Origin of the sequence: Phytopseudomonas daroniae (genome assembly GCF_004327285.1) — a bacterium.
In the GTDB taxonomy this organism is placed as follows: domain Bacteria; phylum Pseudomonadota; class Gammaproteobacteria; order Pseudomonadales; family Pseudomonadaceae; genus Aquipseudomonas; species Aquipseudomonas daroniae.
On the sequence record NZ_QJUI01000005.1, the window covers coordinates 183,234 to 200,825 of the forward strand.

At 60.1% G+C, this 17,592-nt stretch carries 15 protein-coding genes; 11 read left to right on the forward strand and 4 right to left on the reverse strand.

Annotation, left to right across the window (positions count from 1 at the left end):
• Positions 1–23 precede the first annotated feature (23 nt).
• The 6 genes from DNK06_RS07455 to yczE all read left to right on the forward strand — a co-directional run bounded on the left by DNK06_RS07455 (position 24) and on the right by yczE (position 6,148).
• The gene (locus DNK06_RS07455) at positions 24–452 is read left to right on the forward strand and encodes a F0F1 ATP synthase subunit epsilon (protein WP_131179398.1); all 429 of its coding nucleotides are present in this window, start codon (positions 24–26) and stop codon (positions 450–452) included.
• A 118-nt stretch (positions 453–570) separates the two neighbouring features.
• Positions 571–1,947 carry a bifunctional UDP-N-acetylglucosamine diphosphorylase/glucosamine-1-phosphate N-acetyltransferase GlmU gene (gene glmU, locus DNK06_RS07460; RefSeq protein WP_131179399.1) on the forward strand — a complete coding sequence of 459 codons (1,377 nt, stop codon included), beginning with the start codon at positions 571–573 and terminating at the stop codon, positions 1,945–1,947.
• A 187-nt stretch (positions 1,948–2,134) separates the two neighbouring features.
• Complete coding sequence (locus tag DNK06_RS07465) at positions 2,135–2,746, forward strand: LysE family transporter (RefSeq protein ID WP_131179400.1); 612 nt, start codon at positions 2,135–2,137, stop codon at positions 2,744–2,746.
• Between the two features lie 126 nt (positions 2,747–2,872).
• The gene (locus tag DNK06_RS07470; protein WP_131179401.1) at positions 2,873–3,646 is read left to right on the forward strand and encodes a DeoR/GlpR family DNA-binding transcription regulator; all 774 of its coding nucleotides are present in this window, start codon (positions 2,873–2,875) and stop codon (positions 3,644–3,646) included.
• 10 nt (positions 3,647–3,656) lie between these two features.
• Positions 3,657–5,495, forward strand: a complete 1,839-nt coding sequence (glmS, locus tag DNK06_RS07475) for a glutamine--fructose-6-phosphate transaminase (isomerizing) (RefSeq protein ID WP_131179402.1) — start codon at positions 3,657–3,659, stop codon at positions 5,493–5,495.
• A complete protein-coding gene (gene yczE / locus DNK06_RS07480) occupies positions 5,495–6,148 on the forward strand; it encodes a membrane protein YczE (protein WP_131179470.1) in 654 nt (217 codons plus the stop codon). The genes glmS and yczE overlap by 1 nt, the downstream gene beginning before the upstream one ends.
• 238 nt (positions 6,149–6,386) lie before the next feature.
• Here the strand turns inward: yczE and map are convergent, their stop codons facing one another.
• A complete protein-coding gene (gene map / locus DNK06_RS07485) occupies positions 6,387–7,154 on the reverse strand; it encodes a type I methionyl aminopeptidase (protein ID WP_131179403.1) in 768 nt (255 codons plus the stop codon).
• On the reverse strand, positions 7,151–7,363 hold the full coding sequence (locus tag DNK06_RS07490) for a ParD-like family protein (RefSeq protein ID WP_131179404.1): 213 nt from the start codon (positions 7,361–7,363) through the stop codon (positions 7,151–7,153). Before DNK06_RS07490 ends, map begins: the two co-directional genes overlap by 4 nt.
• A 231-nt stretch (positions 7,364–7,594) precedes the next feature.
• Between DNK06_RS07490 and DNK06_RS07495 the strand changes: the two genes are divergently transcribed.
• The 5 genes from DNK06_RS07495 (at position 7,595) to DNK06_RS07515 (ending at position 14,756) form a co-directional block, all read left to right on the forward strand.
• A complete protein-coding gene (locus tag DNK06_RS07495) occupies positions 7,595–8,113 on the forward strand; it encodes a sigma-70 family RNA polymerase sigma factor (protein ID WP_131179405.1) in 519 nt (172 codons plus the stop codon).
• Positions 8,110–9,039: a DUF4880 domain-containing protein gene (locus tag DNK06_RS07500; RefSeq protein WP_131179406.1), complete on the forward strand. Its 930-nt coding sequence runs from the start codon at positions 8,110–8,112 to the stop codon at positions 9,037–9,039. Before DNK06_RS07495 ends, DNK06_RS07500 begins: the two co-directional genes overlap by 4 nt.
• Positions 9,040–9,293: 254 nt before the next feature.
• Positions 9,294–11,669, forward strand: coding sequence for a TonB-dependent siderophore receptor (locus tag DNK06_RS07505; protein ID WP_242674729.1), 2,376 nt, complete (start codon positions 9,294–9,296; stop codon positions 11,667–11,669).
• Between the two features lie 29 nt (positions 11,670–11,698).
• Positions 11,699–12,511, forward strand: coding sequence for an alpha/beta hydrolase (locus DNK06_RS07510; protein ID WP_131179408.1), 813 nt, complete (start codon positions 11,699–11,701; stop codon positions 12,509–12,511).
• Positions 12,512–12,863: 352 nt separating this feature from the next.
• The gene (locus tag DNK06_RS07515) at positions 12,864–14,756 is read left to right on the forward strand and encodes a PhoX family protein (protein WP_131179409.1); all 1,893 of its coding nucleotides are present in this window, start codon (positions 12,864–12,866) and stop codon (positions 14,754–14,756) included.
• 214 nt (positions 14,757–14,970) lie between these two features.
• Here DNK06_RS07515 and DNK06_RS07520 read toward each other — a convergent pair whose 3' ends face one another.
• Both DNK06_RS07520 and DNK06_RS07525 read right to left on the reverse strand, forming a co-directional pair.
• Positions 14,971–15,510 (reverse strand): TadE/TadG family type IV pilus assembly protein, encoded by a 540-nt coding sequence (locus DNK06_RS07520; protein WP_131179410.1) that lies wholly within the window; start codon positions 15,508–15,510, stop codon positions 14,971–14,973.
• An 8-nt stretch (positions 15,511–15,518) separates the two neighbouring features.
• Positions 15,519–17,591 (reverse strand): pilus assembly protein TadG-related protein, encoded by a 2,073-nt coding sequence (locus DNK06_RS07525; RefSeq protein ID WP_165493675.1) that lies wholly within the window; start codon positions 17,589–17,591, stop codon positions 15,519–15,521.
• Position 17,592 lies beyond the last annotated feature (1 nt).

Here is a 17,592-nt window from a genome sequence, read left to right on the forward strand (position 1 = left end):
CGGGCGCTTACGTGAGGCTAGATATGGCTATGACAGTCCATTGCGACATCGTCAGCGCAGAAGGCGAGATCTTCTCCGGTCTGGTCGAAATGGTGATCGCCCACGGCAACCTGGGTGATCTGGGGATCGCCCCGGGCCACGCGCCGCTGATCACCGACCTCAAGCCGGGCCCGATTCGTCTGGTCAAGCAGGGTGGCGACACCGAGGTGTTCTACATCTCCGGTGGCTTCCTCGAAGTGCAGCCGAGCATGGTCAAGGTGCTTGCCGATACCGTGCAACGCGCTGCCGACCTGGACGAAGCCTCTGCTCAGGAAGCCGTCAAGGCTGCCGAGAAAGCGCTGAGCGAGCAGGGAGCCGAGTTCGACTACGGTTCCGCCGCTGCTCGTCTGGCCGAGGCCGCAGCCCAGCTGCGCACCGTCCAGCAAATGCGCAAGAAGTTCGGCGGTAGCTGATACCAACGGGCTTCATCGTTGCTTGGTAAAAGGGTAGCCTTGGCTACCCTTTTGCTTTTCTGCCGTTTTATTTTCGCAGACGACCCGTGCGTCTGGGATTGCCAAGGAACCGCTCTCCATGTCCCTCGATATCGTCATCCTCGCCGCCGGCCAAGGCACCCGCATGCGTTCCGCTCTGCCCAAGGTGCTGCACCCGGTGGCTGGCAAATCCATGCTCGGCCACGTCGTCGACACCGCCCGCAGCCTGCAGCCGCAAAGCATTCAGGTGGTGATCGGGCATGGTGCCGAGAAGGTACGCGAGCGGCTGGTAGCCGATGACCTGAATTTCGTCGTTCAGGCCGAGCAGCTCGGTACCGGCCACGCGGTGGCCCAGGCCCTGCCGCAGCTCAGCGCCGACACCGTGCTGATTCTTTACGGCGATGTGCCGCTGATCGAGGCCGCGACCCTGCAGCGTCTCCTGGCCCTGGTGAGTGACAACCAGCTGGGTCTGCTCACCGTCGAGCTGGCCGACCCGACCGGTTACGGTCGCATCGTTCGCGATGATACCGGCGTGGTGCAGGCCATCATCGAGCACAAGGATGCCAGTGAAGCCCAGCGCAGCATCCGTGAGGGAAATACCGGCATTCTCGCCGTACCGGGCAAGCATCTGGCCGACTGGCTGGGGCGTCTGTCCAACAGCAACGCCCAGGGCGAGTACTACCTGACCGATGTGATCGCCATGGCCGTGGCCGATGGTCTGGTGGTGGCCACCGAGCAGGCGGCCGACGAAATGGAAGTGCTGGGGGCCAATGACCGCATCCAGCTTTCGCAGCTTGAGGGTCATTACCAGCAACGCTTCGCCAATCGTCTGATGGCGCAAGGCGTCACCCTGATCGACCCTTACCGTTTCGATGTGCGTGGGGAAGTCAGCGTGGGCCGCGATATCACCATCGACATCAACGTGATCCTAGAAGGCCGTGTGGTCATCGAGGATGATGTGCAGATCGGCCCGAACTGCGTGATCAAGGACAGTACCCTGCGCAAGGGCGCCATCGTCAAGGCCAACAGCCACCTGGAAGGTGCCGAAGTCGGTGAGGGTGCCGATTGCGGCCCGTTCGCCCGCCTGCGTCCGGGCAGCGTGCTCGGCGCCAAGGCCCATGTGGGTAACTTCGTCGAGCTGAAGAATGCCGTATTGGGCGAGGGCGCCAAGGCTGGTCACCTGAGTTACCTGGGCGATGCCGAGATCGGTGCGCGCAGCAACATCGGCGCCGGCACCATCACCTGTAACTACGACGGCGCCAACAAGCACCGTACGGTGATGGGTGAAGATGTCTTCGTTGGTTCCAACAGCGCCCTGGTAGCTCCGGTGACCCTGGGCGACGGGGCGACCACGGCAGCCGGTTCTGTCATCACCAGCGATGTGCCAGACAACAACCTGGCTGTCGCCCGTGGCCGCCAGCGCAACATAGATGGCTGGCAGCGCCCGGTAAAAGCAACTACAAGCCGCAAGCCATAAGCTGCAAGAAGAGGCGCAGGCACCGCGAAATATGCCTGCGATGGCAAGCATGGCTTAAGCTCGGCCTGTAGTCTGTAGCCTGGGTTGAGCGAAGCGATACCCAGGAAATACCAGCAGCGGGTGCGCCTGTGGATAGCTATCTGACGGTCAGACACTTGCTTCACCTCGCCACACAGGGAGTCAATGAATGTTTGGCGTAACGGACTACAGCGCCTTCGTGGTGGCCTTCATCATCCTGCTGGCGATTCCCGGGCCGGGTAACCTGGCGCTGATCTTATCCACAGGCAAGGGCGGTATCCGTGCTGGTCTGGCCTCGACCCTGGGCATCATTCTTGGCGATCAGGTGCTGATGTGGCTGGCCGTGGCCGGAGTTGCCGCTTTGCTCAAGGCGTATCCGACAGCGTTCCACCTGGTGCAGTGGCTCGGTGCCGCTTACCTGGTCTGGCTCGGTTTGCGCATGCTGCTGGCCAAACCCGGGGCGGCGCCTACGCTGGAGATCAAACCCCGCCAATACCTTCGCCAGACTTGCCTGATCACCCTGTTCAACCCCAAGGCCATCATCTTTTACATGGCCTTCTTTCCTCTGTTCATCGACCCGCAGAAGCACCAGGGTATGCTGACCTTCGGGTTTCTCGCCATGACCATCGCCGTACTGACCTTTCTCTACGGGTTGGTGGTGGTACTGAGTACCCACTTCCTCGCTGAGCGCATGCGCGCGAACCCGAGGATCGCCCGTGGCCTGGAAAGGCTTGCAGGGCTTTGCCTGGTGGGCTTCGGGGTCAAGCTGACCTTGAATTGAAGCCCTGACGATATTGTGGATAACTCTGGAGGGTAGCCTCAGCCACTTTTATCGTTGCAAAGGCTTGACTCGAAAGCTTCGGTAGGTTTTGATTCGCGCAATTATCTTTCGAATCGAAACTTATAGATGTCGAAACGCAACACACCGCAACGTCGCCATACCATCCTTGCCTTGCTCGCCGAGCAGGGCGAGGTGAGTGTGGATGCCTTGGCCAAGCGTTTCGCCACCTCCGAAGTGACCATCCGCAAGGATCTCGCGGCTCTGGAGACCAATGGCCTGCTGCTACGTCGCTATGGCGGTGCGGTACCCCTGCCGCAGGAATTGATCGTCGACAGTGCTCAGCCGGTTTCCCGTTACAAGCAGGCCATCGCCCGGGCCGGGGTGGCACGGATTCGCGAGCATGCGCGGATCATCATCGACAGCGGCACCACCACGGCGGCGATGATTCCCGAGCTGGGGCACAAGCCCGGCCTTGTGGTGATGACCAACTCGCTGAACGTGGCCAACGCCTTGCGCGATATCGAGCATGAGCCGGTGCTGTTGATGACCGGTGGCACCTGGGATCCGCATTCGGATTCCTTCCAGGGCCAGGTCGCCGAGCAGGTGTTGCGCTCCTATGATTTCGACCAACTGTTCATCGGTGCCGATGGCATTGATCTGCAGCGGGGCACCACTACCTTCAACGAACTGCTGGGGCTTTCACGGGTGATGGCCGAGGTGGCCCGTGAGGTGATCGTGATGGTCGAGGGCGACAAGATCGGCCGGCGTATCCCCAACCTCGAGCTGCCCTGGAGCAGCGTGCACACCCTGATCACTGATGAGCGTCTCACTGACGAGGCGCGTGAACAACTCTTGGCCCGCGGGATCCAGTTGATCTGCGCGGTTGCCGACGCTACCTGAGGAGAATGCTATGTGTGGCATCGTAGGCGCCATTGCCGAACGTAACATCACCGCTGTGCTGGTCGAGGGCCTAAAGCGCCTGGAATACCGCGGTTATGACAGTGCCGGTGTGGCGCTGGTCGATGATCTGGGCTCGCTGCAGCGCCGCCGCCGCGTCGGCAAGGTCAGCGAACTGGAAAGCGCCCTGAGCAGCGAGCCGCTGCCGGGTCGCCTGGGCATCGCCCATACCCGCTGGGCCACCCACGGCGTGCCGACCGAAAACAATGCCCACCCGCATTTTTCCGGCGACCAGTTGGCCGTGGTGCACAACGGCATCATCGAAAACCATGGCCCCCTGCGTGAGCGCTTGCAGGAACTGGGTTATACCTTCAGTTCCGATACCGATACCGAAGTCATCGTGCACCTGCTCGATCACACCCTGAAAAGCCAGAGCGACCTCGTCGAGGCGCTGAAAGCGGTGGTCAAGCAGTTGCAGGGTGCCTATGGACTGGCAGTGATCAGCGCGGCTCAACCGGATCGCCTGCTCGCCGCCCGCAGTGGCAGCCCGCTGGTGGTCGGCCTGGGCCTGGGCGAGAACTTCCTCGCCTCCGACCAGCTCGCTCTGCGCCAGGTCACTGACCGCTTCATGTATCTGGAAGAGGGCGATATCGCCGAGATCCGTCGCGACAGCGTGCAAATCTGGGACGCCGATGGCCATGTGGTGCAGCGTGAGGCGGTGCAGTACCACGAAGGCGCCGATGCGGCCGACAAGGGTGTGTTCCGTCACTTCATGCTCAAGGAAATCCACGAGCAGCCCAAGGTGGTGCAGCGCACGCTGGAAGGCCGCCTGGGCAGCGATCATGTGCTGGTACAGGCCTTCGGCCCCCAGGCTGCCGAGCTGTTCGCCAAGGTGCGCAACGTGCAGATCGTCGCCTGTGGTACCAGCTACCACGCCGGTATGGTCGCCCGTTATTGGCTCGAAGGTCTGGCGGGTATTCCCTGCCAGGTCGAAGTGGCCAGCGAATTCCGCTATCGCAAAGTGGCGGTGCAGCCGGACACGCTGTTCGTCAGTATTTCCCAGTCCGGCGAGACGGCCGACACGCTGGCTGCCCTGCGCAACGCCAAGGCCGACGGTGGTTACCTGGCCAGCCTGGCCATCTGTAACGTTGGTATCAGCTCGCTGGTGCGCGAATCCGACCTGACCCTGTTGACCCATGCTGGCCCCGAGATTGGCGTGGCGTCGACCAAGGCCTTCACCACCCAGCTGGTCGGCCTGATGCTGCTGACCCTGGCCCTCGGCCAGGTCAAAGGCACGCTGCAAGATGGCGTGGCCGCCGAACTGGTGGAAGAACTGCGTCGCCTGCCGGCCCGGCTGGACGAAGCCCTGGCCATGGACAAGATCGTGGAAAAGGTTTCCGAACTGTTCGCCGAGAAGCACCACACGCTGTTCCTCGGCCGCGGCGCTCAATACCCGGTGGCGATGGAAGGAGCGCTCAAGCTCAAGGAAATCTCCTATATCCACGCCGAGGCCTATCCGGCCGGTGAGCTGAAACACGGCCCGTTGGCCCTGGTGGATGCCGACATGCCGGTGGTCACCGTGGCGCCGAACAACGAGCTGCTCGACAAGCTCAAGTCCAACCTGCAAGTGGTGCGCGCCCGTGGCGGCGAGCTACTGGTGTTCGCCGACGAGCAGGCGGCCATGAGCAATGGCGAAGGCATTCACGTAGTGAACATGCCACACATCCACGACGCCCTGGCGCCGATCCTATACACCCTGCCGCTGCAGTTGCTGTCCTACCACGTGGCCGTGTTGCGCGGCACCGATGTCGACCAGCCGCGCAATCTGGCCAAGAGCGTAACTGTGGAATGATGGGCAACAAGGCCACACTCGTTCAGCTCGGGCCGCTTGCGCAGTTGCGCGCCGGCAAACTGCTGCGCCGCCTCGTGCAACTGGTTGTCGGTCTGGTCTTCTTCGGCGTTTCCATTGCGCTGATGATTCGCGGAAACCTTGGCCTGGCGCCGTGGGATGCGCTGCATGTCGGGGTGGCCAAACTGCTGCTTGTCAGTTTTGGCTGGGTGGTGGTCGGCGTTTCCTTTCTGGTGCTGGTGCTGTGGATTCCGCTGAGCGAAATGCCCGGCCTCGGCACCATCGCCAATGCCGTGATTATTGGCGTTGTGGTTGATTTTACCCTGCAGGTGCTGGTTGCACCGGAGACATTCCTCTGGCGCCTGCTGTTCACCATCGGTGGCGTATCGCTGTGTGGGCTGGGCTCGGCGCTGTACATCGGTGCCCAGCTTGGACGCGGGCCGCGGGACGGGCTGATGACCGGGCTGCATCGGGTCACCGGTTACTCGCTGCGCGCTGTACGCACCGCGCTCGAACTGAGCGTGCTGTTGGTCGGCCTTCTGCTTGCGGGCCCGGCTGTTCTGGGGATAGGTACCCTGTTGTTCGCACTGAGCATCGGGCCGCTGACCCAGGTGATGCTGCCATGGGTGCTGGTCAGTCTCGAGACGCAGGCATAGGCCAGAGTTGCATCGGCCTCAGGCATTTCAAAAACAATGGCAGCAGAGTGCTGGAAGCGGCCTGTCGTAGGGTGGACGACGCTTTACCCGTCCACCGCTCTGCAATCGTAATGGTGGATGAAAAGAGCGTCATCCACCCTACGGGGTGAGCGTCCGCTTGCGTCTTTTAGCAGCCTGATCATGGAGCAGTGCCGCGCAGTCAATCGCCAAGCATTCGCTTATGTTGGCAAACTTCCCTTCAAACGATCGAGCGCTCATCGGGCCGCAAGGTCAGTACCTGTACGCCATCTTTCGTCACCGCCACGGTGTGTTCGAACTGCGCGGACAGCGTGCCGTCACGGGTCACTACCGTCCAACCGTCACGCAGTGTGCGCACGCCAGGCTGGCCCTGATTGATCATTGGCTCGATGGTGAAGACCATGCCTTCGCGAAGCGTCAGGCCGGTCTTTGCCTTACCCCAGTGCAACACCTCCGGTGGCTCGTGCATTTCTCGGCCGATCCCGTGACCGCAATACTCGCGAACCACCGAATAGCCATGGGCGCGGGCGTGCCTTTCGATGGCGTGACCGATATCGCCCAGGCGCCCACCAGGACGCACGGCCTCGATGCCTTTCCACATCGCCTCATAGGTGATCGTGGCGAGCTGCCGGGCCTGTGGGGAAACTTCGCCGATCAGGTAGGTTTTGCTGGAGTCGGCGATATAGCCGTTCTTCTCCAGGGTGATATCGAAATTCACCAGATCACCGCTTTGCAGAATCTCGCTGGGGCTGGGCACTCCGTGACACACCACCTCATTGCGTGAAGCGTTCAGAGCATAGGCGTAACCGTATTGCCCTTTGCTCGCGGGGCGGGCCTCGAGCTCCTTTACGATGAAGTTATCCACAAGGTCATTGACCTGCAGGGTGGACATGCCAAGCAGGTCGAGGCGATCCAGGTAGCCGAATACCGATGCCAGCAGCCTGCCGGATTCCGCCATCAGGGCGATTTCTTGCGGATTTTTGGTCATACCGTTTCCACCACACGACGTGGAGCCACCACACCGGCGGCGCGTAGTTCTGCCGCGACCACCTCGTTGAAGCTCAGCATCGGGTTCATTTCGCACAACATGCCGATGCGAATCCAGAAGCCGGCCTGAGCGTTGATCGAGCGGCACGATACGCTGCTTGCCCTACGAATCTGATCGTGCAGCTCATCCTCGATATTGACTATGCCCATGCGCCCTCCAGATATATGAATCGTATACGAATCATATATCAATAAAGACGCTGTTTCCTATGGCATGAGCAGCGAATCCTGAAATCGCGATCAATTTGGCAAGGGTATCCGTCACCTTGCTCGTCGATTTGAACGCGCTAATAGTTGTAATAAGAACGATTCGCGAATAATGTGCGCGGTCGCCATCACGTCCATGGTGTTTATTGCGCTTGTCGGCCTCGGAGGGCGTCCATGTCGCTACCTGAAACGGATTCGATCGTTCCGCTCGATGTGCTTTACGGCACGCACCACGGCTGGCTGAATGGCTGGCTGCGGCGTTCGCTCGGCTGTTCGCAGCAGGCGGCGGATCTGGCCCAGGACACCTTTGTGCGTCTGTTGATGCGTGGCAAGCCGATCAGTGATCGGGCGCCGCGCGCCTTGCTGGTTCGTGTTGCCCGCGGCCTGGTAATCGACCATTGGCGACGTGATGCGCTGGAACGTGCCTACCTCGATGCATTGGCACTGTTGCCTGAAGCCAGCCATCCCTCGCCGGAAGTGCGCCACGAGACGATGGAGTGCCTGGAGCGAATCGCTGGGTTGCTCGACGGCCTCAAGCCAACCGTACGCGAGGCCTTTCTGCTGTATCAGCTCGGCGGCCTGACTCATCAGCAGATTGGCCAGCAGTTGGGTATTTCCAGCCGCACCGTCGAGCGGCATGTGGCGAGCGCTTTGTTGCACTGTTACCGCGGCTGTTTCGAGGCGCCGCTGTGAGCGCGGCCGCCGAGCGTCTGCCGGAGTCCATCGTCCGCACGGCCATCGAGTGGCAGATGCGTTTGCGCGCCAATACCGGTAGTGCCGAGCTGCACGGGCAGTTGCAGGACTGGTTAGGGCGCGATGTGCGTCATCAACTGGCCTGGCAACGCCTGCAGCAGATGGGCGGGCTGTTCCAGGCCAGTCAGTTGCCAGATGCCGCACAAACCATTCCTTTGCTGCGCCGCGCTGAAGCCGACTTGAACCGTCGACGCACCCTGAAGTTACTCGGCCTCGGCTTGGCGGTGGGCAGCGCGACGTTATTGGCAACGCAGGCGCCACCTGCCTGGCAGGCCGACTTTGCGACCGCCACCGGGGAGCGCCGTCGAGTCAGCCTGGGCGCCGCTGCCGAGGTGGTGCTCAACACCGGTAGTGCGCTGGATGTGCAGGGGCAAGAACTGATTCTGCGCGCAGGCGAGGCGCTGGTGGAGGGGGCCGATTGGCGAGCGCGCTGTCGTTTCGCCGCGTGTCAGGGCCATAACGCCAGCGTGCTGCTGCGTGAGCGTGACGATTACAGTGAGATTCGAGTCCAGCGTGGCGAAGCGCTGGTTTCCACCGCTACCGGTCAGTTGCGGTTACAGGCTGGCGAGGGAGTTGGCGTGTCAGCGACCGGCATGACCGTACTCGGCAAAGGTCCGCTCGATCCCTTCGCCTGGGCGCGCGGTCTGCTGGTGGTCAGCGATATTCGCCTGGATGACTTCCTGGCTGAAGCCGGGCGCTACCGGAAGGGCTGGCTGGGCTGCGATTCGGCAGTGGCCGATCTGCATCTTTCCGGGGTTTTCCGCCTGGACGAGCCCGACGCGATGCTGAGCAACATCACCCATCTATTGCCGGTGAAGATCGTCGAGCGAACGCGCTGGTGGGTACGAATCATGCCGGTGGCGTAAGTCCGAACGAAATCAGTGGCCGTTTGAAGGCGCAAGCGGACGTAGGATGGATCGGGGCGCGTAGCTGACGCTCTTTTCATCCACCAGCCCGTAGGATGGGTGAAACCCATCAATTTCCGATGGGTTTCACCCATCCTACGACAGGCCGCTTTCGCCTTCTAGGCGCCGATGGTGCGATCTCCTTTTGAAAATAATCTGTCGGATTTTTTCGGCTCATCCGGTTAGGGGTGATCACTCCCTCAATGGATACCGTCATGCGTTCTGCCAGACCCCTGCCGTTTCAGCTTCAGCCTCGTACGTTGCCGGGCGCCATCTGCCTGGCGCTGGCCCTGATTGGTGGTACGGCAAGCCTGTCGGCTCAGGCGGCCTCACCGGTTTCCGCTGCTGCCGCCCCGAGCGTTCCGGCCGGATCGCTGGAACAGGCGCTGAGCACCTTCGCCGAGCGGGCCGGCATCACCTTGTCCTACTCTCCAGACGTGGTGCGTGGTTTGAACAGCCCTGGCCTGGCCGGCGGCGGTTCGCTGGAGGAAGGGTTGGCGAAATTGCTTGCCGACAGTGGTCTGGCCGCCCGCAAGACGTCATCAGGCTATGTGGTGCTGCCGGGCAAGACCGACTCCAGCGTTCAGCTCGACGCCACCAGCATCGAAGCCACGGCGGTGCAGAGTGCCTTTGCGCCGGTGCCGGGCTACTTCGCCAGCAACGCCAGCAGCGCCACGAAAAGCGACAAGCCAATCCTGGAAACCGCGCAGAGCATCAGCGTGGTGACTGCCGAGCAGATGGCCGATCGTAAGGTGAACAGGGTCGAGGATGCCGTCGCCTACACCGCCGGTGTACGGGTCGGCGGCTCGGGCCTGGATCCGCGCTTCGACACCATCAGTATGCGGGGTTTCGAGACCACCCAATCTGCCGACTTCCTCGACGGTTTGCGCCAGACGGGCAGCGGTTGGTTGGCCTTGCCTGCGTTGGAGGCCTACAGCCTGGAGCGTGTCGAGGTGCTCAAGGGCCCGGCTTCAGTGCTGTACGGACAGATCAGTCCTGGCGGTATGGTCAACCGGGTTAGCAAGCGACCGAGCATGTTGGCGAAGAATGAAGTGGAGATCCAGGCCGGCAACTACAACCATCGTCAGGGCCAGTTCGATGTGGGTGGCAAGCTGGATGAGTCCGGTGACGTGTTGTGGCGCACCGTCGGCATTTATCGGGATGCCGAATACTCCATCGAGCAGATGGATAACGACACGCGCCTGCTGGCTCCGTCGCTGAGCTGGCAGATCGACCCGGACACCAGCCTGACTCTGCTGGCGCAGTATCAGGAGCGCCAGACAGCCGCGTCGCCGATGTTCTACAAGGACGGCGATCACCTGACCAATATTTGGCAGGGCGACGAATATTTCGACAAGCTCGAACAACGCAAGTGGACGGTCGGCTACGAGTTCGAGCATGCCTTCAACGACACTTTCAGCCTGCAGCAGAACCTGCGTTACGGGCAGCTGGATACTACCAACCAGTATCTGGACATACTTGGTGTCACCGATGGCCACATCCTCAATCGTGGTACGGCAGGCAGCTATGAGGACATGACCACGTTATCCACAGACACCCGCCTGATCAGCCGTTTTGCCACCGGCAATCTGCAGCACACCCTGATCAGTGGCGTGGATTACGCCTGGCTCGATACGTCCTTGTTGTATGCCACGGGCGCAGCTCCATCGCTGGATCTCAGCGCACCTGACTATCACCAGCACATTAGCCGCCCCGACAATGTTCAAGTCGACCGTGAAGGTCTTGAGTACCGCGCAGGCATGTACCTGCAAGATCAAATCGAAATCGACCGTTGGCGCCTATCCGCAGGCTTGCGCCGCGACTGGGTGCATGCGCGTACCAATGGTTACGTGTGGGGCGAGGACGTCAACACCAAAATCAGCAATTCCGCCACCACCGGTTCGGTCGGCGCGCTCTATCTGTTCGACAACGGCCTGGCACCCTATGCCAGCTATGCGACTTCGTTCCTGCCGCAGAGTGGCGCCGAATTCGGTGGCAAGTTGTTTGAACCGAGCGAAGGCGAGCAATACGAAGTCGGCCTCAAGTATCAGCCGCCAGGCAGCAGCACGATGCTCACGGCTTCGCTCTACCACCTGACCCAGAGCAACGTGACAACTCGTGACCCGAACAATGCCAACTTCCAGGTGCAGACAGGTGAGCAGGTTTCTCGTGGCCTGGAACTGGAAGCCGTGTCCGATCTGACCGACAGTTTGCGCATGAACGCCAGCTACAGCTTCAATGACGCCGAAGTGACCAAGGACAGCGACTTCAAAGGCAAGGCGCCGAAAGACACGCCGCGTCACCTGGCCTCGCTCTGGCTGAATTACAGCCTGTCGTTCGGCCTCGGGGTATCCGCCGGCGCGCGTTATACTGGCAGCACCTATCGCGATGGCGCCAACACGCAAAAGAACGACGACTACACCCTGTTCGATGCGGGCGTGCATTACGACTTCGGTGGCGGCATGGACGGCGTGCGCGTGGCACTAAACGCCCGCAACCTGACCGACAAACGCTACATCACCTGCCAAGACACGTTCTGCTATCGCGGCGAAGCGCGCAGCGTGGTCACCAGCCTTAGCTACCGCTGGTGATCGCGGTGAACTGCTGGAGCGCGTTACTGATGAGTGTGTTGCTAGGGAGCCTATCGCTCGCCCAGGCCACTCCGGTAACACTGGACGGCACCGAGCAGTGGACGATGAACAGCGCCGAAGGGCGCGAGTACCGCATCATGGTCAGCCTGCCGGAGGGCGATGTGCCCTATACCGGCGGCTATCCGGTGATCTACCTGCTCGACGGCAACGCCTACTTTCCGGCCTTCCACGCCGCCAAGCGCGCGCAGAAGCGCCTGCGGGGGGCGATCATCGTGGCCATCGGTTACCCGAGCGACACGCCGCTGGACTTCGAGCGGCGTGCGTTCGACCTGTCGCCGCCGCAGCCCAAGGAGCGCAACACGCCGCCGCAGGGTGGTCAGGATCCGTTCCTGGATTTCATCGAGAAGCGCCTGATGCCCAGGGTCGCCGAACGTTTCAAGGTCGATCAGGATCAGCGCAGTCTGGTCGGGCACTCATTCGGCGGCATGTTCGGTATCTACGCGTTATTCACCCGGCCGGCGCTGTTCCAGCATGTGGTCGCGATCAGCCCGAGCCTGTGGTGGCGTGACCGCTACCTGCTGGAGCACGAGCGTGCGTTCACCAAACAGGCTCATGCCGGGCAACTCGATCTGACCCATCGTAGCCTGACGATGTGGGTCGGCGATCGTGAGATGCCTCAGGAAATCCAGGATGTACGTTCCCTGCAAATTCGCCTGGAAAACCTGTCGCAGTACGGCCTGCGCAGTGACTTTCAGATCGAAGCGGGCGAGGATCACATGTCGGTGCCGTTTCGAGTGGTTAACCGAGTGCTGGACGAACTGCTCAGCACGCGCCGCTTTTGATCCTGTGCACCTCCCCTCGTATGGTCAAAAAGTATCCAGAGTCTCCAAGCATACGTAACATATGGCCTCTGTTGTTTTATCCACAGATACTTAAGGATCTTATCCAGAGCGCCTGTGTATAAAATATTACTACTGGTCAGATTCTGCACAATCATCTGTAGTGCTCGTCTTCTGAGGGCTATGGCAGAGAGCTCCCAGGTTATCCACAGGTTAAGCCACGGTAATTGTGTATATCGCTCAGCCTGTCGATAATGACGCTGTATTCTGACTCGCTTTTGCGATCAGTCGTCATCCAACCGTCATGTTCATGCCCTAGCGTTCCTGCGCATCAGAAGAAAGCAGGAATACCGTGATGCATGACGAGCAACCGACTGACCTCGAACGCCTGACCCTTTCCCGTCGCCGTTTCATCGGGGCTGGTGCCCTGACCGGTGCGGCGCTGTTTCTCGGGGGCGGATTGCTGGGCCGTAGCGCCCTGGCCGATGCGATCGGTACTGCGGTTGGCAGTCCGTTGATGGGATTCGACAATATCGCTGCGTCCAGCGCCGACACCATTACCCTGCCGCCCGGCTATTCCTTCCGCACATTGATCAGCTGGGGCCAGCCACTGCACGACGGTGGCCCGGCGTTCAAAGGTGATGGCAGCAACAGTACCGCCGAGCAGCTGCTGCAGTTTGGTGACAACACCGATGGCATGAGCTTCTTTCCCTGGCCCGGTGACGCGGATCGCGCGCTGATGGCCATCAACAACGAATACGTGAACTACCGTTATCTACTGCCTCACGGTGAATTGCCGAAGTCCGCCGAGGATGTGCGCAAGGCGCAGAATGCCGAGGGTGTGACGGTGATCGAAGTACGTCGTGGCAAGGATGGCTGGGCGTTCGTTCAGGGCTCGCCGTATAACCGCCGTGTGCATGCCAACCTGCCGATCGAAGTGAGTGGCCCGGCCCGTGGCCACGACCTGCTCAAAACCCAGAGTGATCCGCTCGGTACCGAAGTGCTCGGCACTTTCCAGAACTGCTCGAGTGGACAGACGCCGTGGGGAACCTACCTGACCTGCGAAGAGAACTTTAGCGATTGCTTCGGCAGCACGGATGCGCAACTGGCCTTCACCCCGGATCAGAAGCGTTTCAGTGTGGTTCACGACAGCGTCGACAACGAGTGGCACCGTTTCGACCCTCGCTTCGATCTGGCCAGGAATCCCAACGAATTGCATCGGCATGGCTGGATTGTCGAAATCGACCCTTTCGATCCACAGTCCAAACCGATCAAGCGTACCGCCCTGGGCCGCTTCAAGCACGAGAACGCGGCGCTGAACACCACGCGCGATGGTCGCGTGGTGGTGTATATGGGCGACGATGAGCGCGGTGAGTTCATCTACAAATTCATCACCCGTGACCGCCTGAACCGCGCGGATGCCAAGGCCAATCGGCATATCCTCGACCACGGCACCTTGTACGTGGCGCGTTTCGACGGAGGTGACGGTGATGCCGATCATCCGAAAGGCCGTGGTCGCTGGATCGAGCTGAGCGCGGGTAAGAACGGTCTGACCGCCGAGCATGGTTTCGCCAACCAGGCCGACGTGGTGATCCGCGCCCGCCAGGCCGGAACTCAAGTGGGGGCGACGCGTATGGATCGCCCCGAATGGATCACCGTCAGCCCGCAGGATGGGCAGGTCTATTGCACCCTCACCAATAACAGCAAGCGTGGCGAGGAGGGGCAGCCGGTCGGCGGCCCGAACCCGCGGGCCAACAACCTGTACGGGCAGATCCTGCGTTGGCGTGAGGAGGGCGATGATGCCGCGGCGCAGGATTTCGAATGGGATCTGTTCGTGGTCGCCGGTAACCCGGTGGTTCATCCCGGAACCGCACAGGCCGGCAGCCATGCGATCGATGCCGACAACATGTTCAACAGCCCGGACGGTGTCGGTTTCGATGGCGGCGGCCGTCTGTGGATCCAGACCGATGGCAAGTACAGCAACAGCGGCGACTATGCCGGCATGGGCAACAACCAGATGCTCTGCGCCGATCCGCGCAGCGGCGAAATCCGCCGCTTCATGGTTGGCCCGGTCGGCTGCGAAGTCACCGGCCTGGCCTTCTCGCCGGACTACACCACGATGTTCGTCGGCATTCAGCACCCGGGCGAAGAGGGTGGCTCGTCTTTCCCGGATCATCGGCCGGGTGTGCATCCACGCTCTTCGGTGATGGTGATCAGCCGTGACGATGGGGGTGTCATCGGCGCCTGATGGTCTGCGTTTACGCCTCATGGACAGAACATTCGTGAGACTAATCGTATTGGCCTCTCCGCCGAGATCCGTCCTGCAGATCCGCAGGGCGTATCAGCCAAAGGCGTAATCCGCCGAACGTTGGGGCAATGCTGCTGTTGTGGGTCGACCCCGTGTCAGCCTGTTTCGCGGTAAGGACGGAAACGCTCTCGGTGCTTCCGTCCTGCGTGCTCACTCACAGCGTCACGGTCGTCTCGCCCCGAATCACCACGTTGCCGTCACGCTCGGGCAGGCTGGGGATGTCGATATTGAACAGACGCAGGGTCGGCACTATGGCCCGCTGTTCGGTAGCGCCTTCACGGTTGTAGAAGCGTTGCAGGCAGACGTGCAACACATGGTAGGACGCGTTCGGATCACGGGCGTCGAGGGCGATATGGCCGTAGGACGGGCTGCCGGGTAGTTTGCTCCAGACATAGCCCGCTTCATTCTGCTCCGGCGCGGGACAGTCGCCTCCACGCCAGCTCTCCGGCAACCAACTCTGCTCGACGGTACGAGTGATTTCGCGGCTAAGCACCTGTACATAACTGCTGCTGGCCGGATTCACCTGCAGGGTCGCCCGTGCTGCATCGGCGCTGACCTGCTTGAAGGTCAGCATCAGCAACATGGGAATGCTGTAGGCGATGATCCCGTAGACCACCACGAAGAACACTCCGAACAGCATGGCGAACTCGATGGCCACCGCGCCTTGTTGCCTGTTTGCCAGAGAACGTCGCATGGCGAACCTCACTGCACCAGCCGAGGGATGCCACAGCTGATGCTGTGTACTTTGATTTCGCTTTGACCCAGATTTAGGCCGAGGGCGGTGAGTAGGGTGCTCAGGCTATTGCCTACTTCATTCAGGAGTGGTTCAAGGATTTTAATAATTGGCTCAAGGATTGTTAGCAGTAGAGGTTGAGAATCACTGCCCAAGCCAAGCAGGTTTGCGATGCCTGTTAAAAGGCTACCTAATAGACCATTTTGTGCTTTGGTTTGTAATGAGTTGGCTAACTCATTACGGCATTTGGATTTATTGGATTCGATAGCGCAGTTAACTCCCAGCAATTTACCGCTCCATTCTTCCAGCATTGTCGTGCTAAAAATAATTACGGCAGGCCTAGCCCAGTCGATGTTGTCTTTTTCTAGTGCGGCCTTTGCTTTTTCTTTGTTGTAACTATTTTCTGAAAGATATTTCTCGGCAATCTGAGCCGCCTGAATCGTTGTAAAGCCAGGTGAGCCGTTCGAGGTTTTTGGAGCCCCTAGCCTGATCATTTTAAGTACTTCAGAAAGTAATTTGCTAACTGAGGTACCGATATTTAATTTATTAATTTCGGTTGTTTCTGACTCTTGCTCGGCGAGGGTGACGCTTCTAGGAACCCCTGTACTAAGCAGTGGTACAGCAGCCTTGCCTTTGACCAGATCCAAACCAAGCAACTTCAATATGGGCGTTTCTTGGGTATTGGCTTCGGTACAACTGGCTTTTGTCGACCACAAGGACTCGCTGGGCATGGTACCGATACAAATATTTCCAACGCGTGATTCCACATCGATAGTGATCTCCGGTTCGGGAAGCGAGCAATCGATGTCAGCCAATTCGCCCTTGGTATTAACGAGATCGAGAATAATTGGGAGTTTTAGCGATAAGAGAGGCTCCAACAAACCACCTAGAAGTTTACTGCTGTCGACATTGGCCTGGAGGCGGATCTGGGCGTTATAAGCGGTGGTGCCTACAGGTCCGATACCGATGGCTGGAGGCTCTACAATTCCCATCTTCACGGCCAAAGTGCCATTGAGAAGACTCAGTTGATCTACCAGCAACCCACGCCCCTGTACCGCAGTCATCAAACTTGTGGATAACACATCGCCAAGATTGAGCTTGGCATCCAGTGCCGAGCCCAGCGCTTGGCCAGGGCCCGTGACGATCTGGAGTATTCCAGGCTGATCGGCAGTGCCCAGAAGGTTTACCTTGGCGTTTTTCAGTTCGGTACTCAGCAGATCTACGCCAAGAGCGGCAATGTTGGCAGCCAGCGTATCGTTGTTGGTGATCAGGCTGGCTGAAGCATTGATCAAGTCTGGTAGGTCAATCAGGTTGATCTTGGTTCCCTCCAACTCCACTAGCCCTTCCGGTGTCAGTGCCTTGAGTTGGTTGATGGTCAGATCCACGCCCAGTGCCTGTAGTAGTCCTGCTGGAGTAACTTGAGTCTCAAGTAACCCCTCCCAGTCCAATAGCGTCAGGCAGATATCTGCGCCAACTGTTTTCAATAGGCTGGGAACCAAGCCAGGGGAAGCGCTACAACCCAAATTAAGCAGTTGCGCACCAACAGAAAATACTGCCATCGGATCGCTATCCTTCTCGGCAACCGCTATAGCCTGCAGCCGTACCGTGGCATTGCCGGGAAAGCCGAACAGGCTACCGGTACGGATGATGATGCTGGCCGGCACCTGACTGCTGGTGATCACTTCTACGGCGCGGCCGGTTGCGGCATCAGGTGATGTGACAAGCAGGCTGTCGACGCTATTGATACTGACGCAGGAGGTACTGAGAGACTGCAGGTCATTCATGGCAAAACCATAGGAACTCGCGTTTTCCAGGGCATAGCTCTGGGCTTTGGCTGGCTCTTGGGAGCAGTTGCCCGACTCGAGCCGGGAAATGGATTCCAGTGCGGCGGTGTCGGCGATTCGTTGCAGGTTGCGTTGTTCCAGATACAGGCGGCCGGCGTCTACCACCAGAGCGAGGAACAGGATGGCCAGCATCAGGGTGAAGGCGCTGAGGATGCTGAAGGCGCCGTGCTGGCTTCGCCGCTGAAGTGGCATGTTCATG

Excerpts from the sequence above, each read along its gene's own strand:
- DNK06_RS07455 (WP_131179398.1), top strand. The coding sequence starts at position 24 with ATGGCTATGACAGTCCATTGCGACATCGTCAGCGCAGAAGGCGAGATC.
- glmU (WP_131179399.1), top strand. The coding sequence starts at position 571 with ATGTCCCTCGATATCGTCATCCTCGCCGCCGGCCAAGGCACCCGCATG.
- DNK06_RS07465 (WP_131179400.1), top strand. The coding sequence starts at position 2,135 with ATGTTTGGCGTAACGGACTACAGCGCCTTCGTGGTGGCCTTCATCATC.
- DNK06_RS07470 (WP_131179401.1), top strand. The coding sequence starts at position 2,873 with ATGTCGAAACGCAACACACCGCAACGTCGCCATACCATCCTTGCCTTG.
- glmS (WP_131179402.1), top strand. The coding sequence starts at position 3,657 with ATGTGTGGCATCGTAGGCGCCATTGCCGAACGTAACATCACCGCTGTG.
- yczE (WP_131179470.1), top strand. The coding sequence starts at position 5,495 with ATGGGCAACAAGGCCACACTCGTTCAGCTCGGGCCGCTTGCGCAGTTG.
- map (WP_131179403.1), bottom strand. The coding sequence starts at position 7,154 with ATGACCAAAAATCCGCAAGAAATCGCCCTGATGGCGGAATCCGGCAGG.
- DNK06_RS07490 (WP_131179404.1), bottom strand. The coding sequence starts at position 7,363 with ATGGGCATAGTCAATATCGAGGATGAGCTGCACGATCAGATTCGTAGG.
- DNK06_RS07495 (WP_131179405.1), top strand. The coding sequence starts at position 7,595 with ATGTCGCTACCTGAAACGGATTCGATCGTTCCGCTCGATGTGCTTTAC.
- DNK06_RS07505 (WP_242674729.1), top strand. The coding sequence starts at position 9,294 with ATGCGTTCTGCCAGACCCCTGCCGTTTCAGCTTCAGCCTCGTACGTTG.
- DNK06_RS07510 (WP_131179408.1), top strand. The coding sequence starts at position 11,699 with ATGAGTGTGTTGCTAGGGAGCCTATCGCTCGCCCAGGCCACTCCGGTA.
- DNK06_RS07515 (WP_131179409.1), top strand. The coding sequence starts at position 12,864 with ATGCATGACGAGCAACCGACTGACCTCGAACGCCTGACCCTTTCCCGT.
- DNK06_RS07520 (WP_131179410.1), bottom strand. The coding sequence starts at position 15,510 with ATGCGACGTTCTCTGGCAAACAGGCAACAAGGCGCGGTGGCCATCGAG.
- DNK06_RS07525 (WP_165493675.1), bottom strand. The coding sequence starts at position 17,591 with ATGAACATGCCACTTCAGCGGCGAAGCCAGCACGGCGCCTTCAGCATC.